Annotated in this window: 21 protein-coding genes; 13 read left to right on the top strand and 8 right to left on the bottom strand. The window is 39.0% G+C overall.

Annotated elements, in window-relative coordinates; translation table 11 throughout:
* Window positions 1–69: 69 nt before the first annotated feature.
* From AAZR93_RS10310 to narI, 4 genes are read left to right on the top strand one after another with little or no spacing between them, the layout of a single operon-like run.
* Complete coding sequence (locus AAZR93_RS10310; protein WP_434719767.1) at window positions 70–3831, top strand: nitrate reductase subunit alpha; 3762 nt, start codon at window positions 70–72, stop codon at window positions 3829–3831.
* Window positions 3831–5372, top strand: a complete 1542-nt coding sequence (gene narH / locus AAZR93_RS10315; RefSeq protein ID WP_336429244.1) for a nitrate reductase subunit beta — start codon at window positions 3831–3833, stop codon at window positions 5370–5372. The genes AAZR93_RS10310 and narH overlap by 1 nt, the downstream gene beginning before the upstream one ends.
* On the top strand, window positions 5369–6091 hold the full coding sequence (gene narJ, locus AAZR93_RS10320; RefSeq protein ID WP_434719768.1) for a nitrate reductase molybdenum cofactor assembly chaperone: 723 nt from the start codon (window positions 5369–5371) through the stop codon (window positions 6089–6091). The genes narH and narJ overlap by 4 nt, the downstream gene beginning before the upstream one ends.
* Entirely contained in the window at window positions 6088–6765 is a 678-nt protein-coding gene (gene narI / locus AAZR93_RS10325; RefSeq protein ID WP_434719769.1) for a respiratory nitrate reductase subunit gamma, read from the top strand. The genes narJ and narI overlap by 4 nt, the downstream gene beginning before the upstream one ends.
* A gap of 175 nt (window positions 6766–6940) precedes the next feature.
* Here the strand turns inward: narI and AAZR93_RS10330 are convergent, their stop codons facing one another.
* The 8 genes from AAZR93_RS10330 to AAZR93_RS10365 form a co-directional block, all read right to left on the bottom strand.
* Window positions 6941–8023, bottom strand: a complete 1083-nt coding sequence (locus tag AAZR93_RS10330) for a hypothetical protein (protein WP_434719770.1) — start codon at window positions 8021–8023, stop codon at window positions 6941–6943.
* A gap of 112 nt (window positions 8024–8135) precedes the next feature.
* Entirely contained in the window at window positions 8136–8663 is a 528-nt protein-coding gene (locus AAZR93_RS10335) for a fimbrial protein (RefSeq protein WP_434719771.1), read from the bottom strand.
* Between the two features lie 18 nt (window positions 8664–8681).
* Window positions 8682–9308: a fimbrial protein gene (locus tag AAZR93_RS10340; RefSeq protein ID WP_434719772.1), complete on the bottom strand. Its 627-nt coding sequence runs from the start codon at window positions 9306–9308 to the stop codon at window positions 8682–8684.
* Between the two features lie 33 nt (window positions 9309–9341).
* The gene (locus AAZR93_RS10345; RefSeq protein WP_294103994.1) at window positions 9342–10082 is read right to left on the bottom strand and encodes a fimbria/pilus periplasmic chaperone; all 741 of its coding nucleotides are present in this window, start codon (window positions 10080–10082) and stop codon (window positions 9342–9344) included.
* 69 nt (window positions 10083–10151) lie between these two features.
* A complete protein-coding gene (locus tag AAZR93_RS10350) occupies window positions 10152–12683 on the bottom strand; it encodes an outer membrane usher protein (protein WP_434719773.1) in 2532 nt (843 codons plus the stop codon).
* Window positions 12684–12714: 31 nt separating this feature from the next.
* On the bottom strand, window positions 12715–13245 hold the full coding sequence (locus AAZR93_RS10355) for a fimbrial protein (RefSeq protein ID WP_336431533.1): 531 nt from the start codon (window positions 13243–13245) through the stop codon (window positions 12715–12717).
* 70 nt (window positions 13246–13315) lie between these two features.
* Entirely contained in the window at window positions 13316–13849 is a 534-nt protein-coding gene (locus AAZR93_RS10360; RefSeq protein WP_294103986.1) for a fimbrial protein, read from the bottom strand.
* Window positions 13850–13955: 106 nt separating this feature from the next.
* Window positions 13956–14273 (bottom strand): helix-turn-helix domain-containing protein, encoded by a 318-nt coding sequence (locus AAZR93_RS10365; protein WP_294103980.1) that lies wholly within the window; start codon window positions 14271–14273, stop codon window positions 13956–13958.
* A 1170-nt stretch (window positions 14274–15443) separates the two neighbouring features.
* Here AAZR93_RS10365 and AAZR93_RS10370 point away from each other — a divergent pair.
* From AAZR93_RS10370 to AAZR93_RS10410, 9 genes are all read left to right on the top strand, one after another.
* Window positions 15444–17867 carry a DMSO/selenate family reductase complex A subunit gene (locus AAZR93_RS10370; RefSeq protein ID WP_434719774.1) on the top strand — a complete coding sequence of 808 codons (2424 nt, stop codon included), beginning with the start codon at window positions 15444–15446 and terminating at the stop codon, window positions 17865–17867.
* Window positions 17868–17877: 10 nt separating this feature from the next.
* Window positions 17878–18495: a DMSO/selenate family reductase complex B subunit gene (locus tag AAZR93_RS10375; protein ID WP_294103978.1), complete on the top strand. Its 618-nt coding sequence runs from the start codon at window positions 17878–17880 to the stop codon at window positions 18493–18495.
* A 1-nt stretch (window position 18496) separates the two neighbouring features.
* Entirely contained in the window at window positions 18497–19273 is a 777-nt protein-coding gene (locus AAZR93_RS10380; RefSeq protein ID WP_434719775.1) for a dimethyl sulfoxide reductase anchor subunit family protein, read from the top strand.
* A 1336-nt stretch (window positions 19274–20609) separates the two neighbouring features.
* A complete protein-coding gene (locus tag AAZR93_RS10385) occupies window positions 20610–21131 on the top strand; it encodes a fimbrial protein (RefSeq protein ID WP_294103974.1) in 522 nt (173 codons plus the stop codon).
* 79 nt (window positions 21132–21210) lie between these two features.
* On the top strand, window positions 21211–21759 hold the full coding sequence (locus AAZR93_RS10390; protein WP_336429231.1) for a fimbrial protein: 549 nt from the start codon (window positions 21211–21213) through the stop codon (window positions 21757–21759).
* 20 nt (window positions 21760–21779) lie between these two features.
* Entirely contained in the window at window positions 21780–24449 is a 2670-nt protein-coding gene (locus AAZR93_RS10395) for an outer membrane usher protein (RefSeq protein WP_434719776.1), read from the top strand.
* Between the two features lie 13 nt (window positions 24450–24462).
* Window positions 24463–25215 (top strand): fimbria/pilus periplasmic chaperone, encoded by a 753-nt coding sequence (locus tag AAZR93_RS10400; RefSeq protein WP_294103967.1) that lies wholly within the window; start codon window positions 24463–24465, stop codon window positions 25213–25215.
* A 12-nt stretch (window positions 25216–25227) separates the two neighbouring features.
* On the top strand, window positions 25228–25809 hold the full coding sequence (locus AAZR93_RS10405; RefSeq protein WP_434719777.1) for a fimbrial protein: 582 nt from the start codon (window positions 25228–25230) through the stop codon (window positions 25807–25809).
* Entirely contained in the window at window positions 25802–26347 is a 546-nt protein-coding gene (locus tag AAZR93_RS10410; RefSeq protein ID WP_434719778.1) for a fimbrial protein, read from the top strand. The genes AAZR93_RS10405 and AAZR93_RS10410 overlap by 8 nt, the downstream gene beginning before the upstream one ends.
* The last annotated feature ends 7 nt before the right edge of the window (window positions 26348–26354 follow it).

A 26354-nucleotide genomic window follows, 5' to 3' on the forward strand; every position in this document is an offset into this window, starting at 1 on the left:
TAACAATCAATAAAGATCCATTTTAAGCAATGTACGGCGTTAATCGCCGTCTCTTTGGAGGCAATCCGAATGAGTAAGTTTCTAGACAGATTTCGTTATTTTAAACAGCTTGGTGACACATTTTCAGGCGGTCACGGCCAAGATCTCGATGTAAATCGTGATTGGGAAGATGGTTATCGTAGCCGTTGGCAGCATGATAAAGTTGTGCGATCAACCCATGGTGTGAACTGTACGGGTTCATGTAGTTGGAAAATTTATGTCAAAAATGGTTTGGTGACATGGGAAACGCAGCAGACTGATTACCCTCGTACCCGCCCTGATTTGCCCGATCATGAACCTAGAGGTTGCCCTCGTGGGGCGAGCTATTCATGGTATTTATACAGCGCGAATCGGGTGAAATACCCAATGATGCGTAAACGCTTATTAAAACTGTGGCGAGAAGCCAAAGCCGAGCAAGGCGATCCCGTTGCAGCATGGCTTTCTATTATCAACGATCCACAAAAAGCGCAGAGCTACAAACAAGCCCGTGGTCGCGGTGGTTTTGTGCGCTCAAGTTGGCAAGAAGTGAATGAACTGATTGCGGCGGCCAACGTCGCTACGATTAAAGAGTTTGGTCCTGACCGTATCGTGGGTTTCTCTCCTATCCCAGCGATGTCGATGGTTTCCTATGCTTCCGGTGCCCGCTATTTATCATTAATTGGTGGCGCGTGCCTGAGTTTTTATGATTGGTATTGTGATTTACCGCCAGCTTCGCCGATGACATGGGGTGAGCAAACAGACGTTCCTGAATCTGCCGATTGGTATAACTCATCTTACATTATTGCTTGGGGTTCTAACGTACCGCAGACTCGTACACCTGATGCTCATTTCTTCACCGAAGTGCGCTATAAAGGCACCAAAACAGTTGCTGTTACCCCTGATTATGCTGAAATTGCTAAACTTTGCGACCATTGGCTGAACCCAAAACAAGGGACTGACAGCGCGATGGCGATGGCAATGGGCCACGTGATCCTCAATGAGTTCCACGTGAAACGTGAAGCAGAATATTTTCGCGAATATGTGCGTACTTATACCGATATGCCGATGTTGGTGATGTTGGATAAACGCGAGGATGGCACTTATATCGCTGGGCGCATGCTACGTGCGGCAGATTTAATCGATTCGCTGGGCGAGGAAAAAAATGCTGAATGGAAAACGGTCGCTATTGATGAGGAAACAGGCAGCTTATGTGCCCCTCAAGGGTCGATGGGCTTTCGTTGGGATGCGAGCCAAAAGTGGAATTTAGAACCGCGAGCAGGACAAGATGCTCACGAAATCAAAATGCAATTAAGCCTTGCACAGACACGTGATGAACTGGTTGACGTCGGTTTTCCTTATTTTGGTGGTTTGGAAAGTGAGCATTTTCAAAATGTAGAATTAAACGAAATTTTACTGCATAAATTGCCGGTGAAACGTATTCAATTGGCTGACGGTAGTGAGTCACTAATCACTAGCGTGTATGACTTGATGTTGGCGAACTATGGTATTGACCGTGGTTTTGGTGATGAAAACTGCGCCGTTGATTACGACGAAATGAAAGCATACTCGCCGGCTTGGGCTGAAAAAATCACAGGAGTGAGCCGCCAAAATATTATTCGTATCGCTCGTGAATTTGCAGATACCGCCGAGAAAACCCATGGTCGTTCGATGGTGATCGTGGGCGCCGGTATTAATCACTGGTATCACATGGATATGACTTATCGCGCCATTATCAATATGTTAGTTTTCTGTGGCTGCGTTGGGCAAAGTGGCGGTGGTTGGTCGCATTACGTGGGACAAGAAAAACTGCGTCCACAAACAGGATGGTCACCACTGGCTTTTGCACTTGATTGGCAGCGCCCACCTCGTCATATGAATAGCACATCATTTTTCTATAACCATTCAAGTCAATGGCGTTATGAAACCGTCAGTACGGAAGAGCTATTGTCACCGTTAGCGGATAAAAAAGCCTTTACGGGTAGTTTGGTTGATATGAATGTGCGTGCCGAACGCATGGGTTGGTTACCTTCTGCACCGCAATTGGGGGTTAATCCACTCAATATTGCAAAACAGGCTGAAAGTGAAGGGATGTCGCCTGTTGACTATACCGTTAAGCAGTTGAAAGAAGGCAATATCCGCTTTGCCGCAGAACAGCCGGATAACCCTCAAAATTTCCCACGAAACTTATTTATTTGGCGCTCTAATCTGTTGGGTTCCGCAGGGAAAGGGCATGAATATCTATTGAAATATATGCTAGGCACTGACCATGGTATTCAAGGCTCTGACCTTGGGAAACAAGGTGGCGTGAAGCCGGAAGAGGTTGAATGGGCAGATAAAGCAGCAGAAGGCAAAGTGGATTTAGTGGTGACATTAGACTTTAGGATGTCCAGTACTTGCCTTTTTTCTGATGTCATTTTACCAACTGCAACATGGTATGAAAAAGATGATATGAATACCTCGGATATGCATCCGTTTATTCATCCGTTATCTGCTGCTGTTGACCCTGCTTGGGAATCGAAAAGTGACTGGGAAATCTATAAAGGGATCGCGAAAGCCTTTTCTGAGGTGAGTGTCGGCCATTTAGGGAAAGAAACCGATGTGGTGACTTTACCGATTCAACACGATAGCGCGGCTGAAATGGCGCAACCTTTTGATGTACGTGATTGGAAAAAAGATCAGTGTGAATTGATCCCTGGAAAAACAGCGCCGCATATTATTGCCGTTGAACGTGATTATCCGGCCACTTATGCACGTTTCACCTCGCTTGGCCCTTTAATGGACAAGTTAGGAAATGGTGGCAAAGGGATTAATTGGAATACGCAGGATGAAATCGACTTCCTGAAAAAACTGAATAAAACTCAACCTAGCGGCGCGAATGAAGGCCGACCAAAAATTGAAACTGCGATTGATGCCGCAGAAGTTATTTTGACTTTAGCCCCCGAAACTAACGGGCAAGTGGCAGTTAAAGCTTGGGATGCGCTCAGTAAAATAACCGGACGTGACCATACCCATCTTGCGCGCAATAAAGAAGATGAAAAAATTCGTTTCCGCGATATTGTCGCGCAGCCGCGCAAAATTATCTCTAGCCCAACATGGTCAGGTCTAGAAGATGAACATGTTTCTTATAACGCCTGTTATACCAACGTGCATGAAATGATCCCATGGCGCACATTGAGTGGTCGTCAGCAGTTATATCAAGATCATGAATGGATGAGAGCCTTTGGGGAAAGTTTGGTGGTCTATCGCCCACCGATTGATACGCGTGCGGCGCAGCCATTAATGGGTAAAAAACCAAATGGTTTCCCTGAAAAAGCATTGAATTTTTTAACGCCTCATCAGAAATGGGGTATTCACTCAACGTATAGCGATAACTTATTGATGTTAACCCTTGGACGTGGTGGTCCAGTGGTATGGCTGAGTGAAGAGGATGCGCGTCAGTTAGGCGTTGAAGATAACGATTGGATTGAAGCCTTTAACAGTAACGGTGCGTTAACGGCAAAAGCGATCGTCAGCCAACGTATCCCTGATGGCATGATCATGATGTATCACGCACAAGAACGTTTGATCAATTTGCCAGGTTCTGAAATTACCTTACAGCGCGGTGGGATCCATAACTCGGTTACACGAGTGTGTCCTAAACCAACTCATATGATTGGCGGCTATGCGCACTTGGCTTATAGCTTCAATTATTACGGTACCGTGGGATCGAATCGCGATGAATTTGTGGTGGTTCGCAAAATGAAGCAGGTGGATTGGCTCGATGGCGAACAAGATGGCTATCAGCAAACACTGAGCGGTAAGGAGAAAGCATAATGAAAATTCGTTCTCAAGTTGGCATGGTCTTGAATCTTGATAAATGCATTGGTTGCCATACCTGCTCCGTGACCTGTAAAAACGTGTGGACCAGTCGCGAAGGGGTTGAATACGCATGGTTTAATAACGTCGAAACTAAACCGGGTATTGGGTATCCCCATAATTGGGAAGATCAGGAAAAATGGAAAGGCGGCTGGATCCGTAATATTAAAGGTAAATTAGTCCCACGTATGGGTAACAAAGTGGGGCTGTTATCGAAAATTTTTGCTAACCCAGATGTGCCTGCATTAGATGATTATTATGAGCCTTTTGATTATGACTACAGTCATCTCAAAAATGCTAAAGAAGGCAAGCATGTGCCTACAGCTCGTCCGCGTTCACTGATCACAGGTCAGCGCATGACCAATGTGAACATGGGGCCAAACTGGGAAGATGATTTGGGCGGCGAGTTTGTTAAACGTGCTCAGGACACTAACTTTGCGAATATCCAAAAAGAGATGTACGGGCAATTTGAAAATACATTCATGATGTATTTGCCACGTCTTTGTGAGCACTGTTTAAATCCAGCTTGTGTAGCAACGTGCCCAAGTGGGGCGATATATAAACGCTCTGAAGACGGTATTGTGCTTATTGATCAAGACAAATGTCGTGGCTGGCGCATGTGCTTAACCGGTTGTCCGTATAAAAAAATCTATTTTAACTGGAAAAGCGGTAAATCAGAGAAATGTATTTTCTGTTATCCACGTATTGAGTCAGGAATGCCAACGGTATGTTCTGAAACTTGTGTTGGACGCATTCGTTATCTCGGCGTGCTGCTGTATGACGCAGACAAAATTGAGTCAGCGGCAAGTGTGGAAAAGGAAACTGATCTATACCAAAGTCAGCTCGATGTGTTCCTTGACCCACATGATCCACTGGTTATCGAAGAAGCTCAAAAACAAGGCATTCCACTGAGCGTGATTGATGCAGCGCAGAAATCACCAGTTTATAAAATGGCGATGGAGTGGAAACTAGCACTGCCATTACATCCTGAATACCGCACTTTGCCAATGGTTTGGTATGTTCCGCCACTGTCACCTATCCAGTCGGTTGCGGATTCAGGCATGTTAGCCAATAAAGGGGTTTTACCGGATGTTGAAAGCTTGCGTATTCCGGTGCAATACCTCGCAAATTTATTGACCGCAGGGGATGTTGAGCCAGTGTTGTTGGCATTAAAGCGAATGTTAGCGATGCGCCATTATAAACGCGCAGAAACCGTTGAAAACCAGTGTGATACCAGCGCATTAGAGCAAGTTGGTTTGACGGAAGCGCAAGCGCAAGAAATGTATCGTTACTTGGCAATCGCGAATTATGAAGACCGCTTTGTTATTCCATCTAGCCACCGCGAATTAGCCCGTGAGGCATTTCCTGAAGCGAAAGCCTGTGGTTTTAGTTTTGGTGACGGTTGTCATGGTAGTGATACAAAGGCGAATTTATTCAATAGCCGTCGTATTGATGCACTCGATGTGACGCCAAAAACATCACAGGAGAAGACATTATGATGTCATTGAAAGTGATTTCCCGCCTGCTTGAATATCCATCCGAGACACTTTGGCAACATCGTGATGAACTGATTGTTGCCTTAGAACAAGCGGATGAGCTACCCGTGACTAGCGCGGTTCAGCTTATGATGTTTGTGCGTGAGTATTTAAATGAAGACCTTCTAGAGATGCAAGCACAGTACTGCGAACTGTTCGATAGGGGGCGAGCGACATCATTACTGTTGTTTGAACATGTCCATGGTGAGTCGCGTGATAGAGGGCAGGCAATGGTCGACTTAATGGCGCAATATCAACAACAAGGATTGCAGATTGATTGTCGTGAATTGCCAGATCATTTACCCATTTATTTAGAATATTTAACGGCACTTCCACTGGAACAAAGCCGTGAAGGTTTAAATGATATCGCGCCTATTTTGGCATTACTTGGCGAGCGGTTAATACAGCGTGAAAGTCGCTTTGATGTGTTATTTGAGCTATTACTGGAAATTTCAAATAGTGCGCTTGAAACCAACCACCTGAGTGAGCAAGTTGCCGCAGAAGCGCGGGACGATACTCCACAGGCGTTAGATGCGGTTTGGGAAGAGGAGCAAGTGAAGTTTTTTGCGGATGAAAAAACCTGTGACAGCGAAGTAACTGCTCATCAACAACGCTTTGCCAATGCGGTTGTTCCTCAATATTTGAACCTTGATACGGTTTATCATTCGGGAGTCCAAAAATGAATTTTATCAACCAGTTCTTCTTTGATATTTACCCTTATATTGCAGGAACCGTTTTCATTGTTGGTAGTTGGTTGCGTTATGACTATGGCCAATACAGTTGGCGGGCTGGCTCAAGCCAAATGCTTGATAAAAAGAATATGCGTTTAGCATCGAACCTGTTTCATATCGGTATTATTGGTGTATTTGTAGGGCATTTTTTGGGAATGTTAACACCACACTGGATGTATGAGTCCTTTTTACCAATGCATATTAAGCAATTAATGGCGATGATTGGCGGCGGTGCTTGTGGGCTGATGGTATTGATTGGTGGTGCGATGTTACTTAAACGCCGCCTAACTAACCCTCGTATCAGAGCCACATCATCATTCGGCGATATTATGATCTTAACTTTGCTGGTGGTACAGGTCTGTTTGGGGTTACTCACTATTCCATTCTCTGCTCAGCACATGGATGGTAGTGAAATGTTGAAATTAGTGGGATGGGCACAATCTGTCGTGACATTCCAATGGGGTGCATCGCATTATCTTGACGGTGTTGCACTGGTATTCAAATTGCATTTGGTGTTGGGCATGACGCTATTTTTGGTGTTTCCATTCTGCCGTCTTGTGCATATTTGGAGCGCCCCTGTTGAATATCTTACCCGTCGCTATCAATTAGTGAGAAATCGTCATTAATTATTAGGCTCCATATTGAAAAGCATGGAGCCTATATAAATTCGTTTGTAACCGAGTTCTTGTGTAAACAACAAATATTGCTAATGTAGCTCCCCATTTTTCTCAAAATGGGGTTTTTTATGGCGATTTCATTATTCTCAATACATTCTTGATTTCGTTTATTCATACTGAATTTTTATGAAATAGTCATAACAATAACAACGGTATCTTCATAGCTACCAGCCTCAACCGTTTTGTTATTTCCTTTTATTTCAGCACTAATATTAATGTTTTTTCCATTTTCTGGGATAGTAATTTTTGGTGATGATTTGTTATCAATCAGTGTAGTCACATTAAAAGGCCCAACTTTTACTATTCCATTATTCGACATCTGGAACGAAAGTGTTGCAGGTAAAGAACATTGAGCATAAATAGTGTCACTTCCTTTTTTTCCAATAAAGTCATTAGTAGAAACATCACTAATTGTTATTTCTTTCGGGACACTCACATCACAACTTACATCAGGAACATTGGGGCCGATTGAATTTGGAAAGAAAACATAATGGGAAGTACTACATGTTGTTTTTGAGTATGTAGGTTCACTACAAGCGATAATTCTTGATATAGGCTTAATATTTGCTGTAGATGTAAAGCCACGTTGTATAACGGATACATCTCTACCCGAGATAAGCGATGATTCTCTCGGTGCTAAAGTTGCGCCACTCACAAGCATTGGTATATAACCCGATATTTCTGGCACTATAATAGATAATTGAGAAATAGAAGGTGAGCTAGGTGTCAAATTACTGCACGCACCATCAACGGCTATCCAACCGGTATCATTAATAGCAAAGTTCGTATTTCTAAACTCTTTATATTGATGGATGTCACTACCAAAACCACCAGAGGTACCTACAATACTTGTTGCTGATGTGATGTAACATTTATTACCGGAGGTAGTTCCTATCGGTAGTGTTCCACTTGAGTCAAATTGAATAACTCCGCCAGAAAATCCAATTTGGGCAAATTTTACGCCAACGGAACACCAATTATTTGGCCCACTACAACCATAAGTATTTGCATTATAAGTGCTATAAGTTTCACTAGAGAGACCACCTATTTGGTAAATTGAACCTACGGTACTCCAAGATATTCGATTAAATTGAGTTGCTAATGGAAAGTCCCCATAACCGCTATCGCCATATATCCATTGTACTGCGTTTGCTGGTAATGAAAAAAATAAAAAAAATGAGCTTAAAAAACAGAAAAATATCTTCATAAAAACCTCAAAAACAATTGAATATCTGAATTTCATTTTTTATATAAAATGATATTAGATATTTTTATTTATATATGGTGGATACGCTCAGTAATATTTATATTGAAAAATATTATTGATATTCAACCTTAAGAATACCCGTTGAGCTAAATGGGCCTAGTTCTATCTCTTTTCCTATATTTAATACAGGAAGTACGCTGAGTGAGGGCTTTTTAGAGTACATAAAGTTACGAGGCTGATTAGGTGATAACAATGTATTATCCGCTAGTATTTTTAAACCTAAATTAGGGTTTGATGTCTCTACTAAAGTAGTATCAAAATCTGAGCTACTACTTTCAAATATTAATTTTAAACTCGGATTACTTGAAGATTTATCACCACAATCTAAATTGTAATTAATATTTCGAGCATAGTTTTCACTGGTAAATCCATTGAGATTTATTTCATCAAAATTAATTTCAATAGGAAGGTTAGGCCCTAAATCACCATAAACATCACAGCTTTTTTGAATAACATCAATTTTAATACTAAGATTAAAGACTTCAGCGAAACCAAGACCACTGTAGAATAAAAAAATAGTTGATAAAATGCACCTAGCAAGGTGATGAAATATTTTTTTTTCTTTAATTTTAATTGTCATAATTTTTACCTTTCTGTATTAGTCATACAGCATTTCAAAGGCAATTAATGCTGAGAAAGCGCCGGGAATTAGTGGGCCAGAAGTTCTGACAGCAGTGACATAATAAGTTAAACGGTTTTGCCCAGAAGCAATTAACATGGGGTTGCTATCTTTTCCAATAGGGAGTGCTTTGCCTGCAACATTCATCACTTGTAGTCCTAACCCTTGTGCGCCATTAACACGAACAATATCCGTATATTGAGGCGCTGTTGGTGCTATAAACCTCACCTTTACCGCAGGTTGGGTGGTGCTCCAAACAGTGTTACCAGTTTGGAGATTTTGTAATTCAGTATGAACTTCTAAGCAGTCGATCAATTCTATTTGAAATGGAACTTGACGCCCCCAGCCTGTAGACTGGTTTAGATTTGCAAAAGAAATATTACCAAGAGATACAGATTGATTGCTGGAGTCCATAGCTAATCGGCAAGGGTTTTCAGTTAAAGCCCCCGAAACATGAATAACGCCATGTTGACCATCAACTTCCCAGCCATCTGTGGGCCTAAATATATGGTCGTTATTATCTGCAATTGCAGGTAATACTGCCGCTAAGCAAAATAGGCTTGCTATACATCCTTGATAAAGTCGATGATGTGCTCTTGAGGTCATGAATGCGTCTCCATTTAGCTTCAAATTGGCTTATTATTTTGTTAATGAATCTTGTGCAACAGAGCAAACTGTATTTTGACAGCTAAAGGTTAATTGTGGGCGTCCACCATAATCATTGATATAAGTAATTACGGGGGTATTGCCTAATTGACTATTTGTCATGCCAATATTTTCCTCACCAAATGGTGCAATCATGATAGGGTTAAAGGCTTTCGCATCAGTAGTTGCATTAGCACCCGCATTAATAATAGTCACATAATAAGGGGTTGGGTTTTTAATAAAAATGGTATCCCCCTTTTTCTCAAGTTGTAATTTTTCTTGCCATGGCGCACTATTTTTTTGTGGTGTAATAGTTTCCGGGCGATAAAATAATTTTATTTTTGTTTGTAATGCGATTTGTAATGTATTTGGTTTATCACTTTTAGGTGGTATTTCTCGCATATTAAAGTAAAACAAAGATTCTCTATCTTGTGGCAAGTTTTTTATTGCCGGTAGAGATTCTATTTTCATTTGGCTTGATTTTCCTGGTTCTAATCGTTGAACAGGGGGTAATACAATCAGTGGTGATGTTATTTTTTTACTTTCTTCATTTTCAATCCAGCCTTGTGCAAGATAAGGCAGTTGCTTATTATTATTAGTAATGTTTAAAGAGATAGATTTATTTTCGCCATCAAAGATGATCCTTGTTCTATCTAATGATACAGCCGCCTCAGCTATTTGAATTAGTCCCAGTAATCCTAAAAGACTACTGATTAGTGTGTGTTTGATTTTCATTTGGTTATTACCTTTACTCTTTACTTATTTAAATAAAATGATTTTTGTTTAAAAGGACGAGTGAATTAATCACTCATCATTTTGCGTATTGTTAATTGTCGGGCTACAAGGTAGCAATAAATTATCGAGTACTTCTCTATTGTTTAATTCCGCAGGGAAAGTGATTTCGCACGACATATTTTTCCCCCACGTTATATTCATGGTTGCTGAAGGATGAACACCACTGATATAAGTGTTACCAGCATCTCCTACAATTGCGACATTTTGCTTTTTATGATTAGTTACCTGAGCACCTAATGGTGGGTGAGTACCATCATTTAACGTTATTATGGTCATTACTTTTTGACCTGAAATTACCGAGAATGGACGGTAACCAACCGCACCTTCGGTTAATGTTGCTTGAACAACTGATTGTTGCGCATCAATATCATCCGGTAATTTATTTAAATCTATTTGCGCTTTGCTGCGATAGTAACTACTAACATCCGAGATCACTGCTTTCCCAAATCGATTCGATGTTACTGGAGAGCCAACACCTCTAATTGGTATGTTTGGAACCCCATCTGTATCAAGCAGTAAACGAGCACCACCTAAATTACTTACGCGGTGAGCTGCTGCGCCTTCCGTTGTTAATGTAAAACCACCGGAAGAGGATAAGCCAAACGCACTGTATTGGTTATTGGTGTGGCTTGCATTTGCTGACCAACGTGCAACATCCCCTTGATGAGAAACAAAGGCGCTCGCTGAACCACCTTTACGATTTGCGCCTGCACTTATTTGATAGTTTGTTCTATCGTCTAATCGGTCATAATATGAAACTCGATTTACAGTGTCATAACGATTTGTATTCATTGAATAACCAACGTTAGCACCATTACTTAATGGGAAAGACAATGACACATAAGCGCTGTCATCTTTAATGCCATTATAAAAATTACGATTTGCCGATAAACTAACACTCACATTTTTTATTGAACCAATATCCATATATTTCGACAGCATTAAGCTGTAGTAGTCATTATCTGGCCTATCCCAATAAGTCTGATGGTTATAATTTAAATATAGTGATAGTCCTAAATCTTGAAAATTCTTATTCATTGAGATGGTATAGAGCTCTTTACTACCGTAATAGCGTTCACCTGTTTTTTTAGCGTTAAGAAAGTCACTCATACTCATATAATTTCGTTCAGAAAAGCGATAACCTGCAAATTGTATTTGGCTATCGAATTCTTCAAATCGCTTAGAATAGTTAATTCGATATGAGCCACCACTTAACGTACTTTCGACGGGTAAACGGGCAATAGATTGTGTGACATCAAATGAAATTGCACCAAAAGCGAGTAAATCACGACCAAGCCCAATGGATAATGCATTATAGTTTTGGCTATTTAAGCTGCCACCAATTAAAGACCAGCCGTTGTTAACACCCCAAGAAAATTCCCCAGCGATGAAATTCTCGCCTTCACTCTGGCGGTCTATATTTGTTGGTTGACCTAAAGCAAATTTATACTGAATCTGTCCCGGCCTTGTTAAATAAGGTAAGTTGGCTGTATCAACTTGAAATTCTTGGACGGAGCCATCTTGTTCTTTAACAGTAACATCCAGAGTTCCAGTAATCGCATCACTTAAATCTTGAATACGAAAAGGACCAGGTGCAACTTGCGTCTCATAGAGTACACGCCCTTGTTGCTTCACGATAACGGTAGCGTTAGTTTTTGCGATCCCTGTAATTTCGGGAGCATAGCCTCGTAAATTTGGCGGCATCATGCTCAATTCTGATTGAATACTGGCACCGATAAAGCGGAACCCATCAAAAATATTTGAGGTTAAATAATCCTCACCCAGCACTAATTTTGCCTTTAATGTTGATAAGGCTCGATAGGCATAGAAACGGTTCCAAGTGAAGTCAGTTTGACTACTACCTTGGGTGCCTGTTGTATGGCTATAATGGCTTTGCCAATCAGCTCTAAACCGCCAAGCGCCTAAGTTTATACCGGCTACCCCATTACTATTTAATGAAGATGAATCGGGTCCATCATTGTAGGAATGAGTGGTATTGGCATTGATATTATAATCAATGAGCAATGCTGAAATACCATTATCCCAACGAGAGGGTGGATCCCAATTGGGTGATGTATATTCCATATAAGCTTGAGGAATATTAATATAGAGTGACGAGGTGGCTAAATCACCTCTTATTAATAATCCGGGTAAGCTTTCTTGATTAAGACACTGGCCTTCATGCCACCATGTTAGTTTATTTAATGACTCTGAAGTTAGCCCAAGTTTATTGACCAGTTCTGGTGACAAACAAGCTTCGCTACCTTCTGGATCATTTTTTGGGGTGTAATAAGGCACCTTAATTTCAGATATTTGTTCGCTATTAACTTTGAGCGTAAAGTTATAGATACCTGGCATAACATAGCCAGCACGAGAGAACTGGTTTAAGTCAATGTTATTTTTGTCTTCTAAATCTAAAACGTCAGTATTAAATTCAATATGATCAGTCGCACTGGCAGCAGGTAAAATACCGCTGAGTGTTAATCCAATGATAATACTCAACCATTTTAGTTGCGGGGTATAAATAGATAACGAAGACATAAAAAACATCCCTAAAAGCAATTAATTATTATTAGTAGTAATCAAGTTTGAAACGAATTGATGTTTGATATTTGCCTACACGCAATGGTGTTCTATCTGAAACAAGCCTTAACTGGTAACCTAAAATATGTTTTCCAGTTTGAATATTTTGTTGGGCAAGTTTTTTCCCTGGCAAAATAGCTATTCCATTTGTATCGGCTAATGAAAGTGCGACACCGCGTGCTGTTCCTGATGTAGCGAACCAATCTCCATTAGCTAAACCATCAAAAGATATTTCAAATGTTTTCCAAGGTTCACCGGTATAAGAGGTTAATTTGCAACCAATTAAAGTAATAAAAAAAGGTTGTTCCTGTCCTTGGCCTTGATTTCGTAATAATGAAATAGGTAAAGTACCCATATCAATAGATTGCTCATAAGATCCTGTATCAATAGCACACGCAGTATCCATAATGCTACCTTGCATGGTTAAATACATTGAATCTTTTGAATAAATATATTGAGAGTAGGGCACTAATAAAAAAAGTAATAAAAGAAAGTTAATTCCTTTTTTATTTATTTTCATATTGTGGCCATCATAATATGCACTGCAAGTATTATTAACTTGCAGTGCAATAGCATATTATTAATATTTATTAGTTATAAGCTAATGTAAAGTTAGTTACTGCTTGGAATTTACCTGGAGTTACAGGAATAGTTTTGTCGTTAGCATCAAGCAATTCAAGACCAATTAATGATGCTTGGAATTTTAATGTATTATTTCCTTCAACATAATTTTGTTTAGCCGCAGAGTTAACTTTAATTTGAGAACCAGATGCATTCATGATTTTTACAGCTGCGCCGGCGGCATCACCGGTGATTTGTAGAAAACCAGTACTTGTTCCAGCTTCAGTTCCTTTAAAAGTTACAGAGACTTGGTTATCACCTTTTAAATTACAACCTTCTAATTTAATTTGGAAAGGTTGAGCTGATGATTCGCCACCATTATCTAAAGTTGTATTAGATACTTGGCCTAATTCAACTTCTTGATTTTCTTCACCTGGTGCGATAGAACATGGTGCTTCAATAATTGAACCAGAGAATGTCACTGTACCACTACCCGCGTCTACTGCTAAAGCTGATGCACTCATTACACCTGAAACTAAAGTTGCTAAAATAATCTTTTTCATACATTCCTCATTGAGTTAATTTTGGTTGCTATATTTATAGCGATGCAAATATGCCAATTAAATTAATTTATTTAATCGGTTGGTTTTATTTTATTAATGGTTGGTTTTAATAAAAGTAAATTGAATCTAATAAAGATATTTTTTCTTTCAAAACTAATGCGTCATTTGAATTACTACTTCTTATTTCGGTCATCAATAATCTTAATAATTTTTCAAAAGACACATCAAGAATTGTTAATATACTAAATAATGTATCTATACTTAACCTATTAACACCTCTTTCATAACGTGACATTTGCTGCTGTGAAATATTCAGTTGTTTGGCTAATTTAAACCCTGAAATACCTCTCTCTTTTCTTAGCTTTTTTATTACTAATCCGCAATAAAAAGAAAATAGATTATTCTGGGTGTTATCCCCAATCATTTTTATATTCCTATAAATAGTAAGATTTATATAACTAAAAATTTTATATATAAATTTAATAATATTTTTTGTTTCTGAGTTTACCTGCTCAACTGCCGACAATTATAAAGAGTGAAAATTTAAAATCAAATAGCGAGAATTACTGATTTAGAGAGTATTCACTATTTTTACAATGTTTACACATGATGATTAATTCAATGAAATCATGTTGATAACTAAAATTGAGAATTATCTAAAAATTTAGACCACTCAATAATAGATGTATGGCTGTAGTTTTTAAAACTTGATTCGCATCAAAAAACAATTTTTTTAACTTTAATTAATAAATTGTAATATTTTCATTCAAGTTGTAACAAAATCCAGTACTAAAACGATGTATTTTACTCTTGTGTGGTGTTTTTTTCGAGGGTGAATGATCTTTGCTAAGTATAAATCATTATAAATCAATTGCATAATTTGCACTCTTATTTGGAGTTACTTCTATACAAAACAAGTTGAAAATGATGATTTGGTAATTTATATCAATAAATATGCGATGACAAATTCATCTTTATTTTAATTTAAAGGAAAATAAGACGTAATATATAAGAGTATTTGAGAAAAAATAATCTGTATTGAATATCTAAATATGATTGGTTGCTGATGAGAAGTTGAAATCAATCTATGGTTTATCTGCCCACATTAAAACGACATCTCTATATTGTTGTTAAGCGGTGATGTCGTTTAATGAATAGGCTTGTGATTTATATTTACAAGTCCTTCTAAGTAAGCAAAAATTTTATAGCCTATATTTCTTAAATGGCAAAAACAGTACTATCCTTTTGAAAAATATAAGAAATTTACACTTTTGATATATGGGTAATAGCTTACACACTATTATATGGTTAATTATATTAATTAGACATTATTTTAGTTTGCTTTTTGAATGGTAAATATTTTTTCTATTTATATCATATGAATTGGTTTATAAATAAAACATTGATTAATTATCATTTAATAATAATTCAATGTAAATAATATGTTTATTTTACAGTTAGTTACCTTTAAATATTTCTAATAAGGAATGAGTTGATACATATCAAATAACGATAACAAATGCTTGCCTACTATCTAATGACTATAAAAAATTAATAACATGATTTTTATAATAATTAAAAGGTGAGCAATGTAATGATAAACAACATCAAAAAACAACAGTTTAGCCGGCGGCAGTTTATACAAACCTCGGCGTCAGTGGCAACCACAGCGGCTATTGCGAGTTCGATTACACTTCCATTTACGGCTCAAGCAGCTTCAGAGCCAAAGATTCAACCTGATGAAATAAATGAAACGATCAAATACAGCGCCTGCTTAGTGAACTGCGGAAGTCGTTGTCCTTTAAAGGTTCATGTGAAAAATGATGTGATTACTCGTATTTCAAATGAAACTATGTATGACGATTCTCAGTTTGGATTACACCAAATACGTCCTTGTTTACGTGGACGTTCTGTTCGTTGGAATACTTATAACCCCGATAGAATAAAATATCCTTTATTACGTACAGGTCAACGAGGCGATGGCCAGTTCAAACGTATCAGTTGGGATGAAGCTACCTCAATTGTTGCAGAAAAACTGAGGACAACTATTGATAAATACGGTAATGAAGCGATTTATTATCAATATGGCTCAGGATCGACTGGTGCAAATTTGCAGGGGCGAAATGCTTGCAAGCGGCTATTAAGTCAATTGGGTGGGTTTCTTGATCAACATGGCACTTATTCAACCGCACAGATTAATGGTGTGATCCCTTATGTTTATGGAAAACTCGATGATTCCTTGTTATCTGAAATAGCAAACAGCGATTTAGTGGTTATGTTTGGCCATAATATTGCCGAAACTCGCATGTCTGGCGGAGGGCAATTTTATGAAACTTTGCAAGCGCTAGAAAAAAGTAAAGCCAGAGTTATTATTATTGATCCACGTCGAACAGATAGTGTCACAACCTTAGGTGCAGAATGGATACCTATTTATCCGGGAACTGATGGTGCACTGGTTGCCGCAATTATTCATACTTTAATTAAAGAACAACTCACTGATGAGGCATTTCTCGCTCAATATTGTGTGGGTTGGGATAATCAAACTTTACCTGAGTCTGCACCTGAGAACAGTGCATATAAAGATTATATTTTAGGTAATGGCGAAGATGGCATTGAAAAAACGCCCGAGTGGGCAAGCCAAATTACCGGTATTTCACCGACACGTATTATTCAATTAGCCCGTGAGCTAGGTAATGCCAAAGCGGCTTGGATCTCACAAGGTTGGGGTTTACAAAGAACGGCTTCAGGTGAACAAGCTGCAAGAGCAGTGATGATGCTGCCAATTGTAACAGGCCATATTGGTCGTGCAGGCACAAACGCTGGGGGATGGGGGGGAAACGTTGCCTATTCGGTTCCTGGGTTTGCAATCCCAAATCCGGTGAAAACAAAAATTCCGTGTTTTATGTGGACGGATGCTATTTGGCGTGGCACTGAGATGACGGCGACGAACTCAACCGTTATTGGTAAAGATAAACTTGAAACGAATGTGAAATTTCTATGGCACTACGCAAGTAATGTCACCGGAAATCAACATTCCGATTTGAATAAAACGCACGATATTTTAACTGATGAATCTTTATGTGAGTTTATTCTTATTTGGGATAACCATATGACACCATCGACAAAATATGCGGATTTGATTTTGCCTGATGTCACGAGTGTCGAATCTAATGACTTAATCAATAATTCTTATGCAAGTGGTGCATACCACTATGCTATTCGATTGCAAAATGCCATTACACCATTATGGGAATGTCGCCAGTCGTATGATGTCCTTGCTGATATTGCCGAAAAACTAGGTATCAAAGCGCAATTCACCGAAGGTCGTACCCATGAGCAGTGGATTGAATACTGCTATAACCAAATGCGTGAAAAAAATCCTCATTTACCGACGTTTGAAGAAACCAATAATATGGGAATTGTCGATCGTAAATTGGCAAATAGTAGTGATTACATCGCCTTGAAATCATTCCGTGATTCCCCAGAGACTCAGCCATTATCGACACCATCCGGTAAGATTGAAATCTATTCTGAAAGATTGGCGAAGATAGCAAAGGAGTGGGAGTATCCGGCAGATCAGCGTATTCCTGCGGTTCCAGAATATTGTGCCAATACTGAAGGCGTTGAAAATAAAGAGGCTAAACAGAAATATCCGCTCCAAATGACGGGATATCACGATAAAGGACATGTTCACTCTTCTTATTATAACGTTGCCATGTTACGTGAAGCTATTCCGCATCAGTACTGGATTAACCCAATAGATGCTCAAGCTAGAGATATTCAAGATGGTGATATGACCGAAATTTTTAATGACCGAGGCCGTATCCATATTAAAGCAAGAGTTACTGCTCGTGTATTGCCTGGTGTGATTGCCGTACCGCAAGGTGCTTGGCGTGAGACAAATGATGAAGGAATTGATGTGGGGGGATGTATTAATACATTAACCACTCAACAGCCTTCTACATTAGTGAAAGGCAACCCTCAACATACCAATCTTGTTGACGTGAAACGTGCATAAGGAGTGACTCATGAAGCAATATGGTTTTTATTTCGACTCAACTAAATGCACGGGTTGTAAAACGTGTCAGGTGAGTTGTAAGGACGAAAAAGATCTTGAATTAGGTCCGAAATTTCGGCGTGTTTATGAATTTGGTGGTGGTAGTTGGCAGCAACAAGATGGAATTTGGCAGCAAAATATCTACAACTATTATCTTTCTATTTCATGTAATCATTGCTCTAGCCCAACCTGTGTTGAAGGTTGCCCAACCGGCGCGATGCATAAGCGTGAAGAAGATGGGCTGGTTGTCGTCGATCAATCTATCTGCGTAGGCTGCCGCTATTGTGAATTACGCTGTCCATACGGGGCGCCTCAGTATGATGAAAAGAAAAAACTGATGAGCAAATGCGATGGTTGCTATGAGCGAGTGGCAAAGGGAATGAAGCCTGTTTGTGTTGAGTCTTGCCCACAACGTGCCTTAGATTTCGATGATATTACCGTACTACGTGAGCGCCATGGCAATATTAGTAGTGTTGCACCGATGCCAGACTCAAGTTTGACACAGCCTAATATTGTGATTAAACCACATAAAGATGCCAAACCTTATGGCGATAAGAGTGGCAAATTACAAAACCCTGCGGAGGTATAAGATGCACGAGCTCCCTCTTGTTTTTTTTACGGTATTAGGTCAGTCCGCAGCGGGTTTGTACTTACTAGCTTATCTAAGTAAAAAAATGGGTAACATCGATGATAAGCAATTATGTAATGCTAATATTTTAGCATTTATCGTGGTGATTATTGGTTTAGTGATTGGTGGATTGCATGTAGGGCAACCTTTGCGATTCTTTAACATGCTATTGGGTGTTGGCCGTTCACCAATGAGTAATGAAGCCTTCTTAAGTGGCGTATTTGTTGCTTTTGGGGCCGCCACATTGCTGTTTACGCTATTAGTTAAAAATAAGTTGTTACGTGAGCTTAGTAATCTTGGTGCGGTTATTTTTGGTCTGGCATTCACTTGGTCGATCCCTCAAGTGTATAACATACCTACAGTCGCAAATTGGTTTACAAGTTTTACAACGTTGCAAATGTGGATGACCTTTCTTGTTGGTGGTGGTGCGTTAGCGGTATTCATTGGGGCTCGCCAATTAGGGACTCTTGCGTTTACAGTTGGAGCGCTAGCGATATTCGTGAGTCGAGCAGGTTATCAAGCCTTCTTAGGCGAAACAGGGCCATTGTTGAGTGCTGAACAATCCAGTTTTTGGGGATTTCAGCTTGTGGTTCTAGCACTCGCTTTGTTTGCTTTTGCGGCGATGGTATTCAAAGAAAGAGCACCAAAAGCGACTTTGGCAACCTGTGCCGGCGCTGTGTTATTGGCGGAATTAGCTGGTCGTGTTGCTTTTTATAATTTATGGCAAATCACAATGTAATTTTTTAGTTTGTATTGATAAGTGCCCCATAATTATATTGATTATGGGGCATTTTTTATTCGTGAGGTGATAAAGTATTTGGTCATCGATATCATGATTAAAATCTATATGTTTTGTATATCCTGATGTTAATGTTATTTGATGTAAATTAAATATTCATACCGGAAAGATATTTTTATTGACTTAAGTCAATAAAATTAAATGTTACTATATAAATATTTAATCTCATTAAACTATTAGCAGTGGTTTGATTTTTTTAATGTTATAGCAAATTAAAGGTTAATGTGATTGCATTTATGTTGGAGTCGTTTATCTATTAATCTAATTGAGTTTCAATACACTTATGGTAATGGGCTTGGTAAATTTTTTTACTTTAATTATCTAGTTAAGAATATTCTTGATAATTTTATAGTTGATGTTTTTTTTAATATCTTATTTTCTATTTATTTAAAATATTGAACGGATAATTACGATTTTTTACATTTTGATACAGGATGAAATGACATTTAAAATGGTTAATCATTATTTTTAATTTTTTTTAAAACCACTAAAAATTTTTATAGTTACTTTGTTTTTATTGATTTATTTGTGTTAATTTTTATTTAAATTAATTTTATTAAATTTTAGCTTATGTTTTTTTTCAAATAAAATCACCTTCAATTTTTCTTATCTTATTGAATAACCTTGTAAATTTTATTTTAAAGCATAATGATTTCTGTGGTTAATTATCATTTGAAATTTAATTTTAAATACATACAAATTATACGTGTAACAGTTTATTAATGGTGAAATATCGTGAAATGATTTATTTTGTATTTTAAGATATATCCCATTAATATTGTTTTAGAATTAAATTGCATATAGATAATTATACTTACCTTTCATTTTAATATTCATAAAGTGCATTTTTTTCACTAAAACAAACGCGTTTTATGAGTATAAAAAACTTTATTAATAATTATTTTGTATATTTTATTTTCTTTTGCTAATTATTTGTCATTTTATATTGCACTAATCTTTAAATTATCCCAACACGGAGTAAATATTATTGAGTAATAATTGGTTAGTTTATAAATATCACTAACTTACAATTTTAAAGTTGTGGAATTTGCATAATTTGACATAAACATACTGAAATATAATAATGGCAACGCATTGAAGGAGTATTTAATTTATCGACTTATAGATGGATTCTAATAATTCGATTAATTATTTTCTTCAATTCTAATGAATCAATTAACCAATTTATAGTTTAAGAAGAAATTAAAATAATCAAATTAATAATAACTTGTTATTTTAATTTGTGTCGTCTTTTTATTTAATGGAAATGTATAAAATGAAACTGAATAAACTCGCTTTAGTATTAGGTTTTGGTCTGGCTGTTGCTGCAGGATCTGCTGCTGCAAACCAAGGTGGCGGTGTAGTAACTTTTAACGGTTCAATCATCGATGCGCCATGTTCTATTCCACCAACATCTGAGAAACAAACTGTTGAAATTGGTGCAATCGCTACTGCGGAACTTAATGGTGGTGGTCGCAGTACTCCTCGTAACTTCAATATCGAACTGGAAGGCTGTGATATTTCTACGCTGAAAACAGTTCAAGCAACCTTTACAGGTGCTCCAAGCTCATTTTCTACTGGTGCACTAGCAATCAATGGTACTGCGAAAAACGCAGCTATCGTTATTACTGATGCTGGTGGTACGCAAATCAAACTTGGTGATAAATCTGCTGAGCAAACATTAACAGCTGGTGGCAACCTGTTACGTTTCTCAGCTTACCTGCAAGGTGACGCGGCAAATGCAGCAGTCCCTGGTAAATTTGAAGCTATCGCAACATTTGCTTTGAACTACCAATAGTTGGTATGGCCCGTACAAGGATGTATGGGCTTAAACCTCAATGAGTATCAATCAGTCATTATGTTGAAACGGAGTAGCTATGAATCACTTTGGCAGGATTGTCATTGTGCTTTCAGGAATGATGTTTGCCTCAGTTGTTTGTGCGCAAGGTCAAATGTCTCGAGCACAGCAGCCGCAAGGGTATGTCACTTTAGGTGGCTCTATCATTGAAACACCTTGTGCGATTGATGCAGGTAGCCGTGACCAATCAGTTAGCCTAACAACAGTACCTGTTAGTCAGATAATACATGATAGGGAAAGCCCTGAAAGTCACTTTTCTATACGCCTAATAAACTGTGTTCTAACGCCAGTAACGCCTGGAAAACCCAATTGGCAAGCCTTTAGTATTACGTTTGATGGCCCTGCTGATAGAGAGCAATTCAATGTATTCGGACATGCTAATGGGTTAGCAATGAAAATCACTGACTCTGATGGAAATGCAGCAATACCGGGACAGCCTATGGCATCTAGGCCAATAACGACTGGCGATATGATCTTAAATTATGGTGTTCGCGTAGTTTCAAACAGAAAACATTTAAAGCCAGGTAATTATCAAGCCACTGTTCGCTTTAAATTGGATTACTACTGAGTTAACACTAAGGGATTATTATGGCTCTGTTATCTAAAAGTAAAAATAAAGTATCTCCTAACTCAGTAAATAAATTTTTAACGCCTGTTGCAATGATGGTTTTATTTGCAATTTCTCACGTTAATTTGGCTATTGCGAATCAAGGTGTTGAGTTTAATACCGATATTTTGGATCTTCAAGATCGTCAAAATATATCTTTAAGTGAATTCTCGCGTGCGGGTTATATCATGCCGCGCACTTATCCATTCTATATCAGCTTAAATGGTAACGTACTTTCGACTATTTATGATATCGAATATATGGCTGTTAATGGTGATGACACCGTTACTGTACCTTGCTTGACTCCAGAGCTTATTGAACATATTGCACTACGTAGTGAATGGCAAAGAAAGGTCAATTACACCAATGATGGCCAATGTTTAAACGTTGAATCGATCCCTGGTATGACGGTGAGTGGTTCACTTGCAAAAGAAACAATTGCAATTACGGTACCACAAGCTTATTTAGAATATACCGCGGCGAACTGGGATCCCCCATCGCGTTGGGAAGATGGCGTTGCAGGATTATTCTTTGACTATAACGTTAATGCTAACGTATTTAACCCAACAGAGGCGCCAAATTCGCAACAAGTATCAGGTAACGGCGTCACCGGTTTCAACTTAGGTGCATGGCGTGCCCGTGCAAATTGGCAATCAAACTATAGTCATACTAATGGCAAATCGACCCAACGTAATTGGGATTGGAGCCAATATTACGCCTATCGTGCAATTAAATCGCTGAATGCTCAGCTCACCATGGGTGAACAATATTTGCGTTCAGGTATTTTTGATTCATTTCGTTATTTAGGGGCGAGTTTAGTCTCTGATGACCGCATGCTTCCTCCAAATCTTCGTGGCTATGCGCCTGAAGTTACGGGTGTTGCGAAAACAAATGCGAAGGTCACAATTACTCAACAAGGCCGAGTACTCTATGAGACTCAAGTTGCGCCGGGACCTTTCCGTATTCAAGATTTAAGTGATGCAGTGAATGGTAAGCTCGATGTCAGAGTCGAAGAGCAAGATGGTTCTGTACAAGAATTTCAAATGAATACCGCATCAATTCCTTATTTAACTCGTCCTGGAAGTTTGCTGTTTAAATTTGCAGGCGGTCGCCCAAGTAACATGGATCATAAAACTGAGGGACAAGGATTCGGACTTGGTGAATTCTCTTGGGGGATATCTAACGGTTGGTCACTCTTTGGTGGTCTGCTAGGTGCGGGTGATTATAACGCAGTATCAATGGGTATTGGACGAGATCTTCTCGCATTTGGTGCGATTTCCTTTGATGTAACAGAATCTCGGGCCAAATTACGTGTTGATGACAAAATTTATACAGGCGGTTCATACCGTTTAAGTTATTCCAAACGTTTTGAAGATTATGACAGCCAAATAACCTTCGCAGGTTACCGATTCTCTGAGCGTAACTATATGACAATGAGTCAATATCTTGACCGTCGTTTTAGAGCAACTGCGCTAGAAAATAGTAAAGAGCTGTACACCATCACGTTTAATAAATATTTCTCTGAAATCGATTTAACAACCTATTTGAATTATAGCCACGAAACTTATTGGAGTCGGCCAAATACCAAACGTTATAACGTCTCTATTGCGAGATACTTTGATATTGGTCGCTTCAAAAACATCAGCTTAAGTCTAACCGCGTTTCGGAATAAATTTGAAGATAGTCGAAATGACGATGGCATATATATGAATATTTCGATGCCATGGGCTGATATGGCGACAGTTAGCTATAACAATATGGTGACGAGAGATGGTAACTCGCATTCAGTTAACTATTACGACCGTATTGATGATCGAAGCAATTATCGGGTGGGTACAGGGCTGAGTTCTCGAGGGAAAGGGACGGTCGATGGTTATTACACTCATTATGCTGATGCTGCAACGGTAACAGCAAGCACTAGTTATATAAATGGTGAAACCACCTCTGCTGCATTATCACTGCAAGGTGGTATGACAGCGACAGGTTATGGTGCTGCATTGCATAGAATTAACACCCCGGGCGCTAGTCGGATCATGGTTGATACTGACGGTGTAAGAGGTGTGCCGATTAAAGGCTTTGGTGCAAATACTAATACCAACATCTTTGGTAAAGCTGTCGTTGCTGATGTGAATGATTACTACCGTACAAGTGCTGCAATAGATATCAATCAGCTCCCTGACAATGTTGAAACCGTGCGTTCAATTCATCAAGTGACACTGACTGAAGGTGCAATTGCCTATCGTGAATTTGATGTTTTAGCGGGACTAAAAACTATGGTGAGACTCGCGCTTTTTGATGGCAGCCATCCTCCATTTGGTGCAACGGTTAGGAATAAAAAAGATAGAGAACTCGGGATCGTTAATGATAACGGCTCAGTGTACTTATCTGGAATTCAGCCAAATGAAATATTGGATGTTCATTGGGATGGTATTTCTCAGTGCCAAATACAAGTGCCTGAAAATATTGAAAATGTTGAATTCAATTCATTGTTATTGCCATGTTCAGGAAATCCAAGTGTGACAAATACCTCTGTGAGTCAGCCGGTTCCTATCAAGCAAGGAGTATCTCCTAAACAGCGCTGGTTATTGAAACCGCCAGATATTAATCACAGCACAGATAATGCTGAGTTATCCGAATTATTAGATTTTTAACGAGTTGGTATCTATGAATATTAAAAAAATTGCGTTTTTTACGACAACAATCGCGTTATCAACCGTGTTATGCGGTCAAGCCATTGCGGCAATTGCTCTTGATAGAACTCGCGTCATCTTTAATGGCGCAGAAAAAACGATCAGTTTGAACATTAAGAATGAGAACCAAGAATTACCTTATCTGGCTCAAGGTTGGCTTGAGGATATTAATGGCGAAAAAATTGAGAGTCCTCTCACTGTTTTACCTCCCGTTCAACGTGTTGAAGCGGGCGAAAAAAGCCAAGTAAAAATCCAATCACTACCTGATGTGAGTAAATTACCACAGGATAGAGAAAGCGTTTTTTTCTTTAACCTACGGGAAATTCCACCGCGCAGTACTGAGCCGAATGTTCTTCAAATTGCGTTACAGACACGAATTAAATTGTTTTATCGTCCAAAAGCGCTGTATGCGACTCGAACAGAGCTTACAAATCCATGGCAGGAAAAAGTGACGTTAACTCGTAAAAGTGATGCTTATGAAATCAATAACCCAACGGGCTATTACATCACTATTGTTGATGCAAGCTCTAAAGTCGGTGGTAATACCGTAGGGCAATTTGAACCGCTCATGATAGCACCGAAAAGTAGCAGTACCCTTAAAGGAAGTGCAAGTGCTTTAGGCTCAGCGCCTGTTCTGACTTATATCAATGATTACGGTGGAAGGCCTAAGTTGACGTTTAGCTGCAATGGTTCCAACTGTACTGTTGCATCCGCGACAGATAATTAACGGAGAAAAGACATGAAAAGGACTCTCCTGTTCAGCTCCATTATATTCAGTCTCGCCCCAGTATTGGCATCTGGTATCAGTAGCTGGGAGGTCGATGCCTTACATGGAAAATTAACTGTTTACGGTGAAATGACAGAAGCACCATGCGGTCTGAATGTAGCGACTTCAGAGCGTCAGATTGTTTCTCTGGGGGAAATACCGTCATATTTATTACGTAAACCAGGCGATAGAGCAAAATCTATTCCATTTAGATTGGAATTTCTTAACTGCATTAGAACGCAAAGTAAGGTGACCGATTTTAGAACGGATTCACCTACTTGGGATGCAATGCAACCGATAGTGACAGTCTCTTTTGTTGCGGTTGGAGATAAGTATTTTCCTGAAATGTTGACTGTTAATGGTGTTTCTGGGGTGGCTTTAGAAATCACGGATGAACAAAGAGAAGATATTCGACTAGGAAGCCGAGGTCGCCCTCAGTTACTTGATTCGCCAAATGGATCACTGACTTATTTTGTGACGCCTGTTCGAACCCCCGAAAAACTGACAGAAGGAAGTTTCAGCGCAGTAATGGACTTTAAGGTGGACTATGACTGATTTAAATAAGCGACGACATTTATTAGCATCATGCCTTGCTGGAATTTTATTCACGTCAGCATCTTATGCAGGATTACCGGAGTCTCGTATTTTGCCGCAATCGGGGACACGTGCAACGCCGGGGATTGTCTATGTTGAAATTAAAGGGGTTGTTCTTGCACCACCACCTTGCAAGGTGAATAACGACAATCTAATTGTGGTTAATTTTGGCGAAGTGATGAGTACCCGTATCGACGGCTCAGCTTATGAGCAAAAAGTTAATTATGGAATTTCTTGTGAAAAAATGCCGACACAAGCCATGACTATGTCAGTGCAGGGGAATGGGGCGTTATTTGATACTAAATCTTTAGAGACCAATATCGAAGGATTAGGAATTGCACTTCGATATAATAATCAAAAACTTAATCTCAATGAGAAAGTTAAATTTACGTATCCAAATGCCCCTCAATTTTATGTTGTGCCTGTGAGAGATTTGACGAAAACCCTACAGGGCGGTCCTTTTGAAGCCGTCGCAACCATTATGCTCGATTATCAGTAAGGAGAAT

The organism is Providencia sp. Je.9.19 (assembly GCF_051129765.1).
In the GTDB taxonomy this organism is placed as follows: Bacteria; Pseudomonadota; Gammaproteobacteria; order Enterobacterales; family Enterobacteriaceae; genus Providencia.

Bases quoted from the DNA above. Each gene is read 5' to 3' on its own strand.
- AAZR93_RS10310 (WP_434719767.1), top strand. From the start codon at position 70: ATGAGTAAGTTTCTAGACAGATTTCGTTATTTTAAACAGCTTGGTGAC.
- narH (WP_336429244.1), top strand. From the start codon at position 3,831: ATGAAAATTCGTTCTCAAGTTGGCATGGTCTTGAATCTTGATAAATGC.
- narJ (WP_434719768.1), top strand. From the start codon at position 5,369: ATGATGTCATTGAAAGTGATTTCCCGCCTGCTTGAATATCCATCCGAG.
- narI (WP_434719769.1), top strand. From the start codon at position 6,088: ATGAATTTTATCAACCAGTTCTTCTTTGATATTTACCCTTATATTGCA.
- AAZR93_RS10330 (WP_434719770.1), bottom strand. From the start codon at position 8,023: ATGAAGATATTTTTCTGTTTTTTAAGCTCATTTTTTTTATTTTTTTCA.
- AAZR93_RS10335 (WP_434719771.1), bottom strand. From the start codon at position 8,663: ATGACAATTAAAATTAAAGAAAAAAAAATATTTCATCACCTTGCTAGG.
- AAZR93_RS10340 (WP_434719772.1), bottom strand. From the start codon at position 9,308: ATGACCTCAAGAGCACATCATCGACTTTATCAAGGATGTATAGCAAGC.
- AAZR93_RS10345 (WP_294103994.1), bottom strand. From the start codon at position 10,082: ATGAAAATCAAACACACACTAATCAGTAGTCTTTTAGGATTACTGGGA.
- AAZR93_RS10350 (WP_434719773.1), bottom strand. From the start codon at position 12,683: ATGTCTTCGTTATCTATTTATACCCCGCAACTAAAATGGTTGAGTATT.
- AAZR93_RS10355 (WP_336431533.1), bottom strand. From the start codon at position 13,245: ATGAAAATAAATAAAAAAGGAATTAACTTTCTTTTATTACTTTTTTTA.
- AAZR93_RS10360 (WP_294103986.1), bottom strand. From the start codon at position 13,849: ATGAAAAAGATTATTTTAGCAACTTTAGTTTCAGGTGTAATGAGTGCA.
- AAZR93_RS10365 (WP_294103980.1), bottom strand. From the start codon at position 14,273: ATGATTGGGGATAACACCCAGAATAATCTATTTTCTTTTTATTGCGGA.
- AAZR93_RS10370 (WP_434719774.1), top strand. From the start codon at position 15,444: ATGATAAACAACATCAAAAAACAACAGTTTAGCCGGCGGCAGTTTATA.
- AAZR93_RS10375 (WP_294103978.1), top strand. From the start codon at position 17,878: ATGAAGCAATATGGTTTTTATTTCGACTCAACTAAATGCACGGGTTGT.
- AAZR93_RS10380 (WP_434719775.1), top strand. From the start codon at position 18,497: ATGCACGAGCTCCCTCTTGTTTTTTTTACGGTATTAGGTCAGTCCGCA.
- AAZR93_RS10385 (WP_294103974.1), top strand. From the start codon at position 20,610: ATGAAACTGAATAAACTCGCTTTAGTATTAGGTTTTGGTCTGGCTGTT.
- AAZR93_RS10390 (WP_336429231.1), top strand. From the start codon at position 21,211: ATGAATCACTTTGGCAGGATTGTCATTGTGCTTTCAGGAATGATGTTT.
- AAZR93_RS10395 (WP_434719776.1), top strand. From the start codon at position 21,780: ATGGCTCTGTTATCTAAAAGTAAAAATAAAGTATCTCCTAACTCAGTA.
- AAZR93_RS10400 (WP_294103967.1), top strand. From the start codon at position 24,463: ATGAATATTAAAAAAATTGCGTTTTTTACGACAACAATCGCGTTATCA.
- AAZR93_RS10405 (WP_434719777.1), top strand. From the start codon at position 25,228: ATGAAAAGGACTCTCCTGTTCAGCTCCATTATATTCAGTCTCGCCCCA.
- AAZR93_RS10410 (WP_434719778.1), top strand. From the start codon at position 25,802: ATGACTGATTTAAATAAGCGACGACATTTATTAGCATCATGCCTTGCT.